Raw genomic sequence first — 14,771 nt, 5'->3', positions numbered from 1 at the left:
CAAGACATCAATCATTTTGCGGGTCGAGCAGCCGGTGCATGTGGACGATGAAATAACGCATATGGGCGTTGTCGACGGTCATCTGCGCCTTGGCCTTCCAGGCTACATGGGCGCTCTCGTAGTCGGGGAAGATACCGACGATATCGAGGTTGTTGAGATCGCGGAACTGCACGTCGGTGAGCGTCGTCAATTCGCCGCCGAAGACGAGGTGCAAGAGCTGCTTCTTCTCGGTATTCTGAGCCATTGTTTTCCCATTGTTCTTTGAGACGTCGGCGTTGGTTTGCGGCATTAGCACCCAAAGGTCAATGGGCGTCGAACGGCTTGGAGGCGGCGAGCAATGCAGGCAGCGCCGACCCGGATCCGGCCCCGAGAACTCCATGACTGACAATGGGGCGATTGTAGGACAGAGGCATACCGTCGAGGCCCCGGAGCGCCCCGCCGGCGCGTGCCAGAACGAGATCGGCGGCGGCCAGATCCCAATCATGCGCGTTCTTCTTGACGATCGTGCCGTCGATGCGGCCGTCGGCGATCATCGCCAGGCGGTAGGCGAGCGACGGCACGTGCGGCACGCGCGCCAGCCGACCGCGATAGGGGGCGGCAAGCCTCCCGGCGATGTCCTCGGCCATCGCCACCTGCAGCCGCTCGTTCGGCAAGGGGTCACGGACGCTGATCGCCGCATCGTTCTTGCGCGCCTCCCCGTCAAGGGTCGCCTGGTAGATTTCTCCGAGTGCCGGCGCATAGAGCACGCCCGCCGTCGGCTGGCCCCGGTGAACGACCGCAACACTGACGCACCAGAGGTCCTTGCCGGAGATGAAGGCACGGGTGCCGTCGATCGGATCGACGACGAAGACGGTGTCGCGGGAAAGGCGCGTCGCGTCGTCGTCGGTTTCCTCGGAAAGCCAGCCATAGTCCGGCCGGGCGGCGAGCAGCCTTGTCTTCAGAATATCGTTTGCGGCGAGGTCGGCCTCGCTCACGGGGGAGCGGCCCTCATTCTTCCAGCGGACGTCCACGGTCTTTCGGAAATAGCCGAGCGCCGTATCGCCTGCTGCCACCGCTGCGGCAAGGATGAGCTTGAGATCCTCGTCCCAGCTGGGTCGGGTCTGGAGGGCTGCTTCTGACATTCGACTCCTTCAGCGCCGAGACGATTCCCCGCGCCTCCAACTGGCGGAACCTACGGTCCCGCACTCAACTTCCGGCAAGCGTCATGCCCTCGATCGCGAGGGTCGGTGCGGCCGTACCGAACTTCCTGTCGATGTCGTCGGCAGGCGTCAAGGCCATGAACATGTGCTTGAGATTGGAAGCGATCGTCACCTCCGAGACGGGGAAGGTGATCTCGCCGTTCTCGATCCAGAAGCCGGAGGCGCCGCGGCTGTACTCGCCGGTCACCATGTTAACGCCCTGGCCGATGAGCTCGGTGACGTAGATTCCCGTGCCGACGCCGCGGATCAGGTCGTCGCGGGAAATCGTGCCCGGTTCGAGGGCGAGGTTGGTGGAGGCCGGATTGACCGCCGGGCCGCCACGGACGCCGCGCCCGTTGGTTTCCAGCCCCAGTTCACGCGCCGCGGACGTCGAGAGGAACCAGTGCTTCAGCACGCCATCCTCGACCATGGACAGCTTCGAGCCGGAGACCCCCTCGCCGTCGAAGGGGCGCGACGACGAACCGCGCACGATCTGCGGATCGTCCGTGACGGCAATGCCGGCCTTCATGATCTGCTTGCCCATCATGTCCCTGAGAAAGCTCGTCTTGCGGGCGACCGAGGCGCCATTGATGGCGCCTGCCAGATGGCCGACGAAGCCGCGAGCCATGCGCGGATCGAAGACGACGGTCACGTTCTTGGCGGTAGCGACCTGCCGCGGGTTGAGGCGCGCCACTGCCCGCTCGCCGGCCACCCGTCCGATATCGTCGGCGCCGCGGAGTTCGTCGAAATAGAGCCGGCTGTCATAGTCGTAGTCGCGCTCCATCCTGGTGCCTTCGCCGGCGATGGCGCTGACGGAGCGGCCGAACCGCGTCGCCATATAGGAGCCTGAGAACCCGTGCGACGTCACCAGCACGAGCCCGCCCATGCCGGCGGAAGCGCTGGCGCCGCTCGAATTGGTGACGCCGGACACGGAAAGCGCTGCCGCCTCGGCTGCAAGCGCCGCTTCGGTGAGCGCCTCGCTCGAAACCTCGCGCGTGTCGAAAAGATCCAGGTCCGGATAGGATCTCGCCAGGCGATCTGGATCGGCGAGCGAGGCGTAAGGATCCTCCGGCGAGGCCTTGGCCATCGCCACCGCGCGCTCGGCCAGGACTTTCAGATCGAAACCCGGATTGGCCGAGACGCTGGCGACACGCCGCCCTACGAAGACCCGGAGCGAAAAATCGTCGCTTTCGGAGGCCTCCGTCGCCTCGACCTTGCCGAGCCGCACCGAAACCGAGCGGGAGCGGCCGCGTACGACGACCGCGTCGGCGGCCTCCGCACCGGCCTGCCGCGCACGGTCCACCAGTTCGGCGGCGCGTTTCTCGAGGATGGCGGAATCGATCGTCTCGGACATGATTAGGCCTTTCATTCCTGCCCCATTTATTGTGCACTGGAGCATGCATCAAGGGCATCACGATGATTCCCCTCTCCGCATAGTATGACATTCCGCCTCGCCGCGCCCGCCAAGGGCAGGTTCGAGAGCCTCCATGATGAAAGCCGCGCGCAATGCAGACACCGATCCTCTACACTCAGGCGCTGATGTTGCTCGCCGGCGCCGTCGTTGCTGCGCCGCTGTTCAAGCGTCTCGGGCTCGGCACGATTCTCGGCTATCTCGCGGCAGGCATCGTGATCGGCCCGGTCGCCCAGTCGATTACCGAGGGCGAAGAGATTCTTCACGTATCGGAACTCGGCGTCGTCTTCCTCTTGTTCATCATCGGCCTTGAGTTGAAGCCGTCGCGACTGTGGCAGATGCGGCGCGACATTTTTGGCCTGGGCACGGCACAAGTGGTGGCGACAGGCCTCGTTCTGTCTTTCCTCATCGAGTTCTTCGGCCTGCTCCCTTGGGCCGGCAGCGTCATTGCCGGCTTCGGCCTGGCGCTTTCGTCGACGGCCTTTGCCATGCAGATCCTCGAAGAGAACAACGATACAAACACCCGCTACGGTCAGCGCGCCTTTTCCATCCTCCTGCTCCAGGACCTGGCGATCGTTCCGCTACTCGCCTTGATCCCGTTGATGGCGACGCGCGCGCCGGAGGCGACAACAACGCCGTTCGAAGACTTCGCAATTGCGATCGCCGCGATTGCCGCTCTCTATGCGGCTGGCCGCTATCTGCTCAATCCGCTGTTCCAGGTGATCGCCCGCACAGGGGCCCGCGACGTGATGATCGCCGCCGCGCTGCTCGTCGTCATGGGAGCGGCGACGATGATGCAATTGGCCGGCCTTTCGATGGCGATGGGCGCGTTCCTTGCAGGTGTGCTGCTGGCGGAATCCTCCTACCGCCATGAACTCGAGGCCGACATCGAGCCGTTTCGCGGTATCCTTCAGGCGCTGTTCTTCATGGCGGTCGGACTGTCGCTGCAACTCGGCGTCGTCGCCGAGAACTATCTCTTGATCCTTGTCGCCGTGCCGCTGCTGATGGTGGTGAAAAGCCTGGTCCTCTACGGCCTTTGCCGCGCGACCGGTTCTCACCACAATGATGCGGTGCGCATCGGCCTGCTGCTGCCGCAGGGCGGCGAATTCGGCTTCGTGCTCTTCACGGCCGCCGCTGTTGCCGGCGTCTTCACCCAAGGCCTCGCCTCCCTGCTCGTCGCAATCGTCACGCTTTCTATGGCCTTGACGCCGGTTGCGGCGCTCATTTCGAGGCGGCTGCTGCGCGAACAGGATGATCTGGAAGACGAGATGGAGGAGAATTTCGAAGGCGCCGGCGCCGACGTCCTGATGATCGGCTTTTCGCGCTTCGGGCAGATCGCCGCGCAGATCCTTCTGGCCGGCGGCCGCGACGTGACGATTATCGACCATTCCGCCGCACGCGTCCGCCAGGCTGCGACCTTCGGCTTCCGCATCTACTTCGGCGACGGTACGCGCCTCGACGTTCTGCGGGCGGCCGGCATCGAGAAGGCGAAGATCGTCGCGGTCTGTACCCAGAAGAAGGAGATCACCGACAGGATCATCAGCCTCGTGCAGGCGGAATACCCGAACGCCCGGATCTTCGCGCGTTCCTACGATCGCCTGCATACGCTGGAACTGCGCGCCCAGGGCGTCGAATACGAGTTGCGCGAGACTTTCGAGTCCGGGCTGCTGTTCGGCCGCAAGACGATCGAGGCGCTCGGCGTCAACGGCGAGGAGGCGATCGCCATCATGGACGACATCCGCCGCCGCGACGAGGCGCGGTTGGTGCTGCAGGAGGCCGAGGGCATCACGGCAGGCCGCCACATGCTGCATTCAGAGCCGGTGCGTCCGGAACCGCTGGTCAAGCCGAAGCGGGACGTCAACCACACGGCGGAGACCGAGGAGCGGATCCTGCCCCAGCTTCCGGCGGCAGAGAATGGACGAGCCGGCGAAACGCTGGCCGGTGCCGACTGAACCGGAACGCGGTGGGGCGGGCGGAATTCAGCGATTCGCTTGCCATTGCTCGATCCGCTCGGAGAGCGCCCGCTTCAAATGCTCCTTCGTGGCAGCCGTCGCCGCGAGCACCTCGCGGGCACGCAGGAAATCCAGGGCACGGAAGCGGCCGACATCCGGGCGGAGCAGAATGTCGGGGGCGCCGGCCTTCATCTTCATGGCGATGATCGACTGCATCATCAACTGGCTCGCGCCGAACAGGGTGTCGATGCGGCTCGGAATCGTCTTGCCGTCCCCATCGGGACCGCCGACGACATCGACGGCGATGACGATGTCGGCGAGGTCACGCAAGTGGTCGAAGGGAACCGGATTGTACATGCCGCCATCGATCATCACGCGGCCCTCAATCTTCACCGGCGTGAAGATCGCCGGCAGGGCGCAGGAGGCGGCGATCGCTTTGTGCAGGTCTCCCTGTTCACAGACGCGCTCGGTTTGCCCGTAGTAATCGGTCGCGGTGACTTTCAGCGGTATCAGCAGGTCGGAAAAGTGTGGCGGGATCGCCTCCGGCAGAAAGGCTTTCAGCACCCGTTCAATGTTGAATTGTCCGAGGCGGAAGCCGCTCGACACGGCTTCCGACAGGCTGCTCGGCCGAAGCTGCCACAGCCGGTTCAGAATTTCGCCGCGATTGCCGACGGTCGCAAACGTGTAGTCCCGGATCTCCTTGCCGGTCATGCCGGCCGCCATGCCCGCGCCCATGATCGCGCCGATCGACGAGCCGGCGATCGCCGTAGGCCGGATCCTCATCTCGTCCAGCGCCGCGATGACATGGATATGAGCAAAGCCGCGGGCACCGCCCCCGCCAAGCGCAAGCGCGATCGTCGGCTCGTCCCTGCCGTCGGGCCTGTTGCGCTGCGCAGATACGTGCTGCTCCATCGATGCTCTCCGTTCCGTCTGCGCCGCTACAGCGGTGCCAAAGGGCGGGATCAGGCGGGTCTCACCGCCCGCCCAACTTAGATCAGGCGCCTAGAAATCGGTAGAAATGCATTCGCGTATCGCCGAAGGCGCGATCGTCGAGCTGCTCGAAGGCTGCGGACAAACGCGGCCGCACGTCGCTCCGCTCTTCCAGCACCACGAGAGCGCCGGGGACGAGCCATCCGCCGGCCACGGCCGACTCCAGCGCACGTTCTCCGAGACCTTTTCCATAGGGCGGATCGGCGAAGACGAGATGAAAGGGCTCCATCGTGCCGACCGAGCCGAGATCGACCGCATCGCGGCGAAAGATCTTGGCGCGGCCTTGCAAGCCGAGCGTTTCGATATTGACGCGGATGAGCCCGCGGCCCTCGACCCCCTGTTCGACGAAGAGCGCCTGGCGGCAGCCTCGCGACAGGGCCTCGAGTCCGACTGCACCCGTGCCGGCAAAAAGATCGAGGACCCGGGTGCCGTCAAGCGCCTCGGGATAGCTGTGGCCGAGAATGTTGAACAGGCTCTCGCGCGTCCGGTCGGTGGTCGGCCGGATGTCGTTGGACTTGGGGCTCGCGAGCGTGCGGCCCCGAAACTCTCCGCCGACGACGCGCACGGCCGGTTACTTCCCCTTGCCGCGCGGCCTGCCGCCGCCCGTACGACCGCCGGGCTTGCTGCCGGCAGGCTTGCCTCCACCCGGTCTGCCGCCACCGGGCTTGCCGCCGCCAGGCTTGCCGCCACGCGGACCACCGGAACGCTGACCGAAGGACTTCCCTCCCACCGGCTTGCCGCTGGCAGGCTTTCCACGAGGATTGTCGCCGAAGGGGCGATCTCCGCCTTCGCGGCCCTCGCGGACATCGTCCTTGCGGCGGCTTGTCCGCGGCTTCTCCGAAAATGCGCGTTTGTCGCCGGCGGTCCGTGCCGGACGCTCGCCACGAGGGCGCTCGCTGCTCTCGCGACGCGGCGGGCGATCGCCGTGATCCCGCGATTTCCGCTCGTTGGGATCGAAGGGCCGGCGCCGCTCGAAACCGCCGTCGCGGGCATCGTCTTTGCGGCGGACCGGTTCGCTGGCGCTGATCCAGTCGCCATCCTCATCGGCGCGTTTGACCGGCGGACGCGGGGCGCGGTCCGGCCGAGCAGCACCCTTGCCGGCACTTGCCTTGCGGTCGGGATCGAACTTTGCCGAAGTCTTCGTGGCCGCGCCATCCTTCGTGCGGCCGTAACGCTTGGTCTTCGGCGCACCCTCCGGGCGCTCGCGACGGGCGGGTTTCGGCGAAGCATCGTCCTCGGCCGCCTTCGGCTTCTTTTCGGCGACTGGGCGGGCACCCGGGGCCATCCAGACATTCGCCGTGCGGCTGCGTTTCGCCGGCGCCCGGGCCGGGCGATCCTCGAATTTTTCGCGGGGACGATCGCGGCGATCGCGGGAGCGGCCGTCGTCACGCTGGGTATCAAGGCGAGCAAGCGCCCGTTCGCGCTTGTCCTCGGGCTTTTCACGCCAGGCGCCGCGTTGCGGCTTGCCCTTTTCAGGAAGGTCCTCGCTGTGGACCTCCCTCTCCTCTGCGGCGGGCTGATCATTGTAGAGCGGCGCGTCGAAATTCGCCTTCGATTCCGCGATCAGGCGCGGACCGAGCTGATCCCTGAGCGTGCGGCCGCGGATTTCCTGGACGTGCCCCTCGGGCAGTTCGCCGAGTTGGAACGGGCCATAGGAAATGCGGATCAGGCGGTTCACGTCGAGGCCGAGCGCCCCAAGCACGTTCTTGATCTCGCGATTCTTGCCTTCGCGCAGGCCCATGGTGATCCAGACGTTGGAACCCTGGACCCTGTCGAGCGTCGCCTCGATCGCACCATAGAGGACGCCGTCGACGGCGATGCCATCCTTCAGACGATCGAGTTCCTGCTGATCGATGTCGCCATAGGCGCGGACGCGGTACCGCCGCAGCCAGCCGGTGGCCGGCAATTCGAGCGCGCGCGCCAGCCCGCCGTCGTTGGTGAGGAGCAGCAGGCCCTCTGTATTGATGTCGAGGCGGCCGATCGACAGCACCCGCGGCAACTCGTCCGGCAAGTTGTCGAAGACGGTGGGACGGCCTTCAGGGTCGGCGTTGGTCGTTACCAGGCCGGCCGGCTTGTGATAGAGCCACAGGCGCGTCCGCTCGATGCCGCGGATCGGATGGCCGTCGACCTCGATCCTGTCGGCAAGCGTCGCATTGACAACCGGGGTTTCGAGCACGACACCGTTAAGCTTGACGCGCCCTTCCATGATCATCCGCTCGACGTCGCGGCGCGAGGCGACGCCGGCGCGCGACAGGATCTTCGAGATGCGTTGCGGCTCGTCGGCGCCGACGTCGGCTCCCGGCGCCGCGCCCTTGCCGGGCCGTGCCGCGTTGGCCTTCTTCTCGCCTGAAGGAAAATTGCCTTTCCGACCTTTTCCCTTGCCGGGCCCGGTGGACTTGTCTTTGGATGTCATTTCTGTTGCCTGCCTTTTGCGGCTGTCCTATCAGGTCGAAGGCCACGGGTTAAGAGAAATTATGAGCAAGTGATGGCGGAAACGACGCGCTACATGGATGCGGCGCTAGACGAAGCCCGGAAGGCGGCGGCGCGCGGCGAAGTGCCGATCGGCGCCGTCGTCGTGCTCGACGGCGAAGTCGTCGCTGCGGCCGGGAACCGCACGCGCGAATTGCGGGACATTACGGCCCATGCCGAGATCGAGGCGATCCGCCAGGCGGCGGCCGCCGTCGGCGACGAGCGGCTCTCCGGCGCCGATCTCTATGTGACGCTCGAACCCTGCACCATGTGCGCGGCGGCAATCTCGTTTGCCCGCATACGCCGCCTCTACTACGGCGCCGAGGACCCGAAGGGCGGCGCCGTCGAAAGTGGCGTCAGGTTCTATGGCTCGCCGACCTGCCATCATGTGCCGGACGTCTATTCCGGCCTCGGCGAACGCGAGGCGGCCGAGCTGCTTCGCGGTTTTTTCGCCGCCCGGCGATGATAGCAACAGTCAGCTGGAGGCGAGCGCCTCAAGCTCCTTGCCCGTCAGCCGGTAGCGCGTCCACTCCGAGAGCGGCTCGGCGCCGATCGCCTCGTAGACACGGATCGCCGGCTCGTTCCAATCGAGAACGCTCCACTCGAAGCGGCCGCAGCCCTCGGCAAGCGCGATACGGGCCAGGTGCTTGAGCAGCATCTTGCCCGCTCCCGAGCCGCGGTGCTCGGGCGTAACATACAGATCTTCAAGATAGAGACCCTTGCGCGCCTGCCAGGTCGAATAGTTGTAGAACCAAATGGCGAAGCCGGCCGGCGCGCCATCGACCTCGCAGATGATCGCCCGGCTGACCGAGCCGGTCCCGAAGAGCGAATCCGTCAGAAGTTCGACAGTCGCCTCGACCTCGTCCTCGGCCTTCTCATAGATGGCGAGGTCGGTGATGAAGCGCAGGATCGTTGCCGCATCGGCCGGGACCGCATCGCGAATGCTGATGGCCATGGCTTAGAACGGCCAGTACCACTTGCTGCCACTGTTGGCGACTTGCGCCGCCTTCTTGCGCCGGCGCTCCTTGTCCTTCTCCGGCTCGCCGAGATCCGTTTCCGAGGCCTCGGGCAGCCGGCGATACTCGAGCGGCGGGTCGCTCAGGAAACGGCGCTTGTCGGAATAGGCGCCCATCTCGATCTTGCGGGCCTCGCGATAGGCCGCCTGCTGCTCCTTGGCAGAAAGACGGCGGCCGTTGGCGCTTGCCTTGGCAAGCGGCGAGACGTAGTTCGGATTGTTCTTGTTGGCGTCGGCCTCTTCGCGCAGGCGCTCGCGCACCTCCTCGGGGGACTCGACCCACTCGGGATTGGTTTCGCGACTTGCGAGCGACTGCTGCGGCTGGATGAGCGAAGCCTGCTCTCCCTGCGGCGGCAACACAAGGCCGGCGCGCGGCTGGTACTTGACCGGATCCTTTTTCGGCGGCGCCAGGCTGATGGCGCTGCCGAGATCGTCGACGAGCTGTTCGCCGGCCGTCTTGTCCGTGCCGTAGGTCGGGCCGCCGATGCAGCCGGAAAGCGCCAGGCTCCCCGCCACGACAGCAGCAATGCTCGCAGACACCCGCAACGCTCGCGTCATTTCCATAAAGTTCCCTTAAGCCCCGCCGCACCGCGCCCGCCGCGGCCATTAAACGCCCCCATGGCGGAAAAATCCGCCAAATTTCGGGCAGGTTGTACCGGATGAATGCGCCAAGCGCAATTCACCCGGGACGTTCCATCACGCTTTGAAGCCAAGTTCCCTCAGTGCGGCGGCGTCGCGGGCCGACACTTCCGGATAGAGCGGATCGGAGCCGACATCCGTGGTGATCCGCCAGGAGCGAGCGCATTTGCGGCCTTCGGCCAGCCTCGGCACGACGCTGACCTTCGCCACTTCCGGCAAGGTAAACGCGCCTTCCGGCCCCTCGGCGTCGTCGATCCCGATCGCCGAGGTGATGCAGATCTCGGCAAAATCCTGGCCTTCGAGGGCGGCCTTCAGATCCGGATCGGCGACGTGGACGAGCGGAGCGGCTTCCAGGGAGGAGCCGATGCGCTTGTCCTTGCGCTCGATCTCGAGCGCGCCGGTGACGACCTTGCGCACTTCGCGGATCTTCCGCCATTTCTCGGCCAGCGCATCGTTGCGCCATTCCGCCGGCACAGGCGGGAATTGCTCGAGATGCACCGAGAGGGCTTCCGGGTTACGGGAAAGCCAGGCTTCCTCGGCGGTGAAGGGCAGCATCGGCGCGAGCCAGGTCACCAGGCAATCGAACAGCGTGCGGATGACGTGCAGCGCGGCGCGGCGGCGGAGCGACGAAGGCGCATCGCAGTAGAGCGCGTCCTTGCGGATATCGAAATAGAAGGCCGAAAGTTCGACATTCGAGAAATCGATCAGCGCGCGGGCGATCCGCTTGAAGTCGAAGGCGTCGTAGCCTTCGCGCACCAGCCGGTCGAGTTCGGCAAGGCGATGCAGCATCAGCTGCTCGAGCTCCGGCATCTCGGCAAGCGCGATCACTTCGCCCTTGTCGTGGGCGAGCGTGCCGAGCATCCAGCGGACGGTGTTCCTGAGCTTGCGGTAGGCATCGATGTTCGTCTGGATGATCGTCTTGCCGAGGCGCTGGTCTTCCCAGTAGTCGGTGGTCATCACCCACAGGCGCAGGATGTCGGCGCCGGCATCCTTCATCACTTCCTGCGGCGTGACCGTGTTGCCCTTCGACTTCGACATCTTCTCGCCCTTCTCGTCCATGGTGAAGCCATGGGTGACAACGGCGTTGTAGGGCGCGCGGCCGCGGGTCGCGCAGCTTTCCAGCAGCGAGGAGTGGAACCAGCCGCGGTGCTGGTCGGAACCCTCGAGATAGACATCGGCCGGCCATTTCAGATCTGTACGGTCTTCGAGCGTGAAGATGTGGGTCGAGCCGGAATCGAACCACACGTCGAGGATGTCCATAACCTGGTTCCAGCGGGCATGGTCGTGGTCGTTTCCGAGGAAGCGTTCCTTCGCTCCCTCAGCGAACCAGGCATCGGCCCCTTCCTTCTCAAAAGCCTCGAGGATCCGCGCATTGACGGCGTCGTCGACGAGGATTTCACCCTGCTCATCGGCGAAGACCGCGATCGGCACGCCCCAGGCGCGCTGGCGCGACAGAACCCAGTCCGGGCGCTGCTCGATCATGGCGCGCAGGCGGTTCTGGCCGGCGCCCGGGACGAAACGGGTTTCGTCGATGGCGTTGAGCGCCCGCGAGCGCAGCGTCGTGCCGTCGCCGAAGTCCTTGTCCATATAGACGAACCATTGCGGCGTGTTGCGGAAGATGACCGGCTTCTTCGACCGCCAGGAATGCGGATAGGAATGCTTCAGGCGTCCGCGGGCAAAGAGCGCATGGCGGGCGATGAGCGCCTTGATGACGCGATCGTTGGCGTCGCCCTTCTTGCCCTTGTCGTCGATGACGCGACCGGCGCCGCCTTCGGCGTCCGGACCGAAGCCAGGCGCATCGGCGGTGAAATAACCGGCATCGTCGACGGTGAAGGGGATCGCAGAGGAGATGCCGCGCGCTTCGAGTGACCGGGCGCCGTCCATCCAGGCATCAAAGTCCTCGCGGCCGTGCCCGGGCGCGGTGTGGACGAAGCCGGTGCCGGCATCGTCGGTGACGTGTTCGCCGTCGAGCAGCGGCACCTTGAAGGCGTATCCACCGCCGAGGCCGTGCAGCGGGTGCAAGCAGGTGACTGCCGCAAGCTCCTCGGCTTCGATGTCGCGGATGAAGCGGAAGGTGACCTTCGCCTTGGCGGCCGATTCCTCCGCGAGGCGCTTGGCGAAGATCAGCTTTTCGCCCGGCTGCGGACCGTAGTCGTTTTCGGCCGTCGCGACTTCATAGAGGCCATAGGCATAGCGCGACGAATAGGCGACCGCCCGGTTGCCGGGAATCGTCCAGGGCGTCGTCGTCCAGATGACGACAAAGGCGCCGGCAAGCACATCCGGGCCCTCTGTCACCGGGAACTTCACCCAGATCATGTCGCTTTCGACGTCGGCATATTCGACTTCGGCCTCGGCGAGCGCGGTGCGTTCGACAACCGACCACATCACCGGCTTCGAGCCGCGATAGAGCTGGCCGGCCCGTGCGATTTTCATCAATTCGCCGGCGATACGCGCTTCTGCATGGAAGTTCATCGTCGTGTAGGGATTGTCGAAGTCGCCTTCGATGCCGAGGCGCTTGAATTCCTCGGTCTGCACCTGGATCCAGCCGCTGGCGAAATCACGGCATTCCTTGCGGAACTCGTTGACCGGGACGTCGTCCTTGTTGCGGCCCTTCTCGCGATATTTCTCCTCGATTTTCCATTCGATCGGCAGGCCGTGGCAGTCCCAGCCCGGGACGTAATTGGCGTCGAAGCCGCGCATCTGGAACGAGCGGTTGATGACATCCTTGAGGATCTTGTTGAGCGCATGGCCGATATGGATGTTGCCGTTCGCATAGGGCGGGCCGTCATGCAGCACGAACTTGTCGCGGCCGGCAGCGGAGGCGCGAAGCTTCTTGTAGAGCTCCATCTTCTGCCAGCGGGCAACGAATTCCGGCTCCTTCTGCGGGAGGCCGGCGCGCATCGGAAATTCGGTCTGCGGCAGGTAGAGCGTCGAGGAGTAGTCGATCTTTTCAGCGGTCTCTGTCATGGTCTTTTGCATTCGTCTTTTCCGCGCGGATTGTCACGCAGGCGGAAGGGTTCGGTCTCTCGAAGATGACTGGAAGGGCGTGAAACGCCGAAATCCCGGACCTCCCGGCACGCTCTAGCGCGCGCGGAAAGCCGGGCCAATAATTCGCTGATCGATGGTCAATCGACGATGCCTAATCATAATGGCCGGTTGTTTAAGGCGTTTTCGCCCTTTTGAAAAGGTCCGCGAGCGCAGCAGGGCGCGATTCTTTAGGCCCGGTGCACCCGCCGCTTCAGACGAAATTGATATGGCGGTCGATGTCGTTCAAGGGCCGCACGCCGGAAAGAAGGGCGCGCGCCTCCTTCTCGTCCTCCCTCATCTGCACCATCAGGGGCTCGAGCCCGTCGAACTTCACTTCGTCGCGAAGGTGGCCGAAAAAGGAGACGGCGCAGACCTCGCCGTAAAGGTCGCCGGAGAAGTCGAACACGAAGGTCTCCAGCAGCGCTTCACCGTCGCTGTCGACGGTCGGGCGGCGGCCGAAGCTTGCAACCCCGTCGTAAAGCGAACCATCCCAGCGGCGGAACCGCACCGCATAAATGCCGCTCCTGAGTTCGACTTCGGCCGGCAGGCGCATGTTGGCGGTCGGATAGCCGAGCGTGCGCCCGAGCTTCTTGCCGCCGATCACCTCCGCTTCGACCGTGTAGCGGTAGCCGAGCAGGCCGGCGGCATGCGCGACGTCGCCTTCGGCAAGCAAGGAACGGATGAAGCTCGAGGAAATGACCGCGGCGTTCTCGTCGCGGAAGGCATCGACCAGCGTCACGCCGAAGCCTTCCTGGGCGCCCGCCGCCATCAGGAAGGCCGGGCCGCCCTCGCGTCCCTTGCCGAAATGAAAATCGAAACCGGTGACGACGTGCGATGCGTGCAGCCATTCGCGGAGAATGCGATGGATAAAATCGGACGCCGAAAGCTCGGAGAAGGTCCGGTCGAAGGGATATTCGATCACCGCGCCGAAACCCATCCCCTCGAGGATGCGAGCCTTCAGCGGCGCAGGCGTCAGGCGGAAGACGGGCTGGTCGGGCCGGAAGACGGTGCGCGGATGCGGTTCGAAGGTCAGCACAAGGCCGGGAACGCCCCTGCCCTTTGCCTCGTCGAGCGCGCGGTTCAGCACCGACTGATGACCCCGGTGGACGCCGTCGAAATTGCCGATCGCGATCACGCCGCCGTGGAGGCGCTCGGGAAGCGGATCACGGGTCTCGTTGCGATGAAAAACCGTCATTGCCGTCTCCCTGTCAGGCGAGCCGGGGCATCCAGCACTTCGGCGTCGCCCCTTCCTTTTTCAGGAAGGCGGCAAGCTTCGCCTCGTCGGTGCGGCTTTCGTGCATGTATTCCAACGCGTGGATGCCGGCGCTGATATAGAGCAAATCGAAACCGGCGTCCTGCGCCCCCTTCACGTCGGTCGGCATGCCGTCGCCCACGGCGATGACCCGCGCGAGATCGAAGGCACCTCTCACCACCTTCGCTTCGGACAGCGCGGCACGGTAGATCGCCTTGTAGGGCTTGCCGGCAATGCGCGCCTCGCCGCCGAGTTCCTCGTAGAGCTTGGCGATTGCGCCCGCACAGGGGATCAGCCGATGGCCGCGTTCCACGACGAGATCGGGATTGGCACAGATGAACGGGATTTTCCGTTTGGCAAGCCCGCTCAGCGTGGCGCGGTAGTGTTCGGGGGTTTCGGTCTCGTCGTCGTAGAAGCCAGCGCAGACGATCGTCTCGGCCTCTTCCGCCGAAACGATCTCGGTGCCCAATCCTTCGAGCAAGGGCAGATCGCGATCGGCGCCGATGAAGAAAATCCGCTTCTCGGCCGAGGCGATCAATGCCCGCGTGACGTCGCCAGAGGTGACGATCCGGTCATAGGCTTCATCGGGAACGCCGAGGCCGCGGATCTGCACCTTGACACTCGGATGCGGCCGCGGCGAATTGGTGATGAGGACGACCGTCACCCCTTGAGCGCGTGCCTCGGCAAGCGCCTCGCAGGCGGAGGCGAAGGCCTGAACGCCGTTGTGAAGCACGCCCCAGACATCGCAAAGCACCACGTCGTATCGGCTGGCGATTTCCCGAAAACTGTTGATCCTGACGGCCATCCTGGCTTCCTGCAAACTCGGCTTCCCGGCTGA

At 65.0% G+C, this 14,771-nt stretch carries 13 protein-coding genes; 2 read left to right on the top strand and 11 right to left on the bottom strand.

Going from position 1 to position 14,771, the window contains the following annotated elements; translation table 11 throughout:
- Window positions 1–7: 7 nt before the first annotated feature.
- The 3 genes from NXT3_RS04165 to NXT3_RS04155 all read right to left on the bottom strand — a co-directional run bounded on the left by NXT3_RS04165 (window position 8) and on the right by NXT3_RS04155 (window position 2,532).
- Window positions 8–244, bottom strand: a complete 237-nt coding sequence (locus NXT3_RS04165) for a DUF4170 domain-containing protein (protein ID WP_104838828.1) — start codon at window positions 242–244, stop codon at window positions 8–10.
- A gap of 58 nt (window positions 245–302) precedes the next feature.
- Complete coding sequence (locus tag NXT3_RS04160) at window positions 303–1,121, bottom strand: 3'(2'),5'-bisphosphate nucleotidase CysQ (RefSeq protein ID WP_104838827.1); 819 nt, start codon at window positions 1,119–1,121, stop codon at window positions 303–305.
- Between the two features lie 64 nt (window positions 1,122–1,185).
- Complete coding sequence (locus NXT3_RS04155) at window positions 1,186–2,532, bottom strand: TldD/PmbA family protein (RefSeq protein ID WP_037413269.1); 1,347 nt, start codon at window positions 2,530–2,532, stop codon at window positions 1,186–1,188.
- Between the two features lie 152 nt (window positions 2,533–2,684).
- Here NXT3_RS04155 and NXT3_RS04150 point away from each other — a divergent pair, with 152 nt between their 5' ends.
- Window positions 2,685–4,541 (top strand): monovalent cation:proton antiporter-2 (CPA2) family protein, encoded by a 1,857-nt coding sequence (locus NXT3_RS04150; RefSeq protein WP_097526332.1) that lies wholly within the window; start codon window positions 2,685–2,687, stop codon window positions 4,539–4,541.
- 27 nt (window positions 4,542–4,568) lie between these two features.
- Here the strand turns inward: NXT3_RS04150 and NXT3_RS04145 are convergent, their stop codons facing one another.
- From NXT3_RS04145 to NXT3_RS04135, 3 genes are all read right to left on the bottom strand, one after another.
- Entirely contained in the window at window positions 4,569–5,453 is an 885-nt protein-coding gene (locus NXT3_RS04145; protein ID WP_097526333.1) for a patatin-like phospholipase family protein, read from the bottom strand.
- Between the two features lie 82 nt (window positions 5,454–5,535).
- The gene (gene rsmD / locus NXT3_RS04140) at window positions 5,536–6,096 is read right to left on the bottom strand and encodes a 16S rRNA (guanine(966)-N(2))-methyltransferase RsmD (protein ID WP_037413266.1); all 561 of its coding nucleotides are present in this window, start codon (window positions 6,094–6,096) and stop codon (window positions 5,536–5,538) included.
- 6 nt (window positions 6,097–6,102) lie between these two features.
- On the bottom strand, window positions 6,103–7,944 hold the full coding sequence (locus NXT3_RS04135) for a pseudouridine synthase (protein WP_104838826.1): 1,842 nt from the start codon (window positions 7,942–7,944) through the stop codon (window positions 6,103–6,105).
- Window positions 7,945–8,016: 72 nt separating this feature from the next.
- Between NXT3_RS04135 and NXT3_RS04130 the strand changes: the two genes are divergently transcribed.
- Window positions 8,017–8,466, top strand: a complete 450-nt coding sequence (locus NXT3_RS04130; protein ID WP_037413264.1) for a nucleoside deaminase — start codon at window positions 8,017–8,019, stop codon at window positions 8,464–8,466.
- A 9-nt stretch (window positions 8,467–8,475) separates the two neighbouring features.
- Here NXT3_RS04130 and NXT3_RS04125 read toward each other — a convergent pair whose 3' ends face one another.
- The 5 genes from NXT3_RS04125 to NXT3_RS04105 all read right to left on the bottom strand — a co-directional run bounded on the left by NXT3_RS04125 (window position 8,476) and on the right by NXT3_RS04105 (window position 14,738).
- Window positions 8,476–8,955: a GNAT family N-acetyltransferase gene (locus tag NXT3_RS04125; RefSeq protein WP_037379067.1), complete on the bottom strand. Its 480-nt coding sequence runs from the start codon at window positions 8,953–8,955 to the stop codon at window positions 8,476–8,478.
- Between the two features lie 3 nt (window positions 8,956–8,958).
- Entirely contained in the window at window positions 8,959–9,579 is a 621-nt protein-coding gene (locus NXT3_RS04120) for a hypothetical protein (RefSeq protein ID WP_037413263.1), read from the bottom strand.
- Between the two features lie 132 nt (window positions 9,580–9,711).
- Window positions 9,712–12,621, bottom strand: a complete 2,910-nt coding sequence (gene ileS, locus NXT3_RS04115) for an isoleucine--tRNA ligase (RefSeq protein ID WP_104839929.1) — start codon at window positions 12,619–12,621, stop codon at window positions 9,712–9,714.
- A 271-nt stretch (window positions 12,622–12,892) separates the two neighbouring features.
- Window positions 12,893–13,876 (bottom strand): bifunctional riboflavin kinase/FAD synthetase, encoded by a 984-nt coding sequence (locus NXT3_RS04110; RefSeq protein ID WP_104838825.1) that lies wholly within the window; start codon window positions 13,874–13,876, stop codon window positions 12,893–12,895.
- 13 nt (window positions 13,877–13,889) lie between these two features.
- On the bottom strand, window positions 13,890–14,738 hold the full coding sequence (locus NXT3_RS04105) for a TIGR01459 family HAD-type hydrolase (protein ID WP_097526336.1): 849 nt from the start codon (window positions 14,736–14,738) through the stop codon (window positions 13,890–13,892).
- Window positions 14,739–14,771: the final 33 nt, after the last annotated feature.

The sequence above is a fragment of the Sinorhizobium fredii genome, assembly GCF_002944405.1.
Taxonomy (GTDB): domain Bacteria; phylum Pseudomonadota; class Alphaproteobacteria; order Rhizobiales; family Rhizobiaceae; genus Sinorhizobium; species Sinorhizobium fredii_C.
This window is presented reverse-complemented; position numbering and strand designations above follow the sequence as displayed.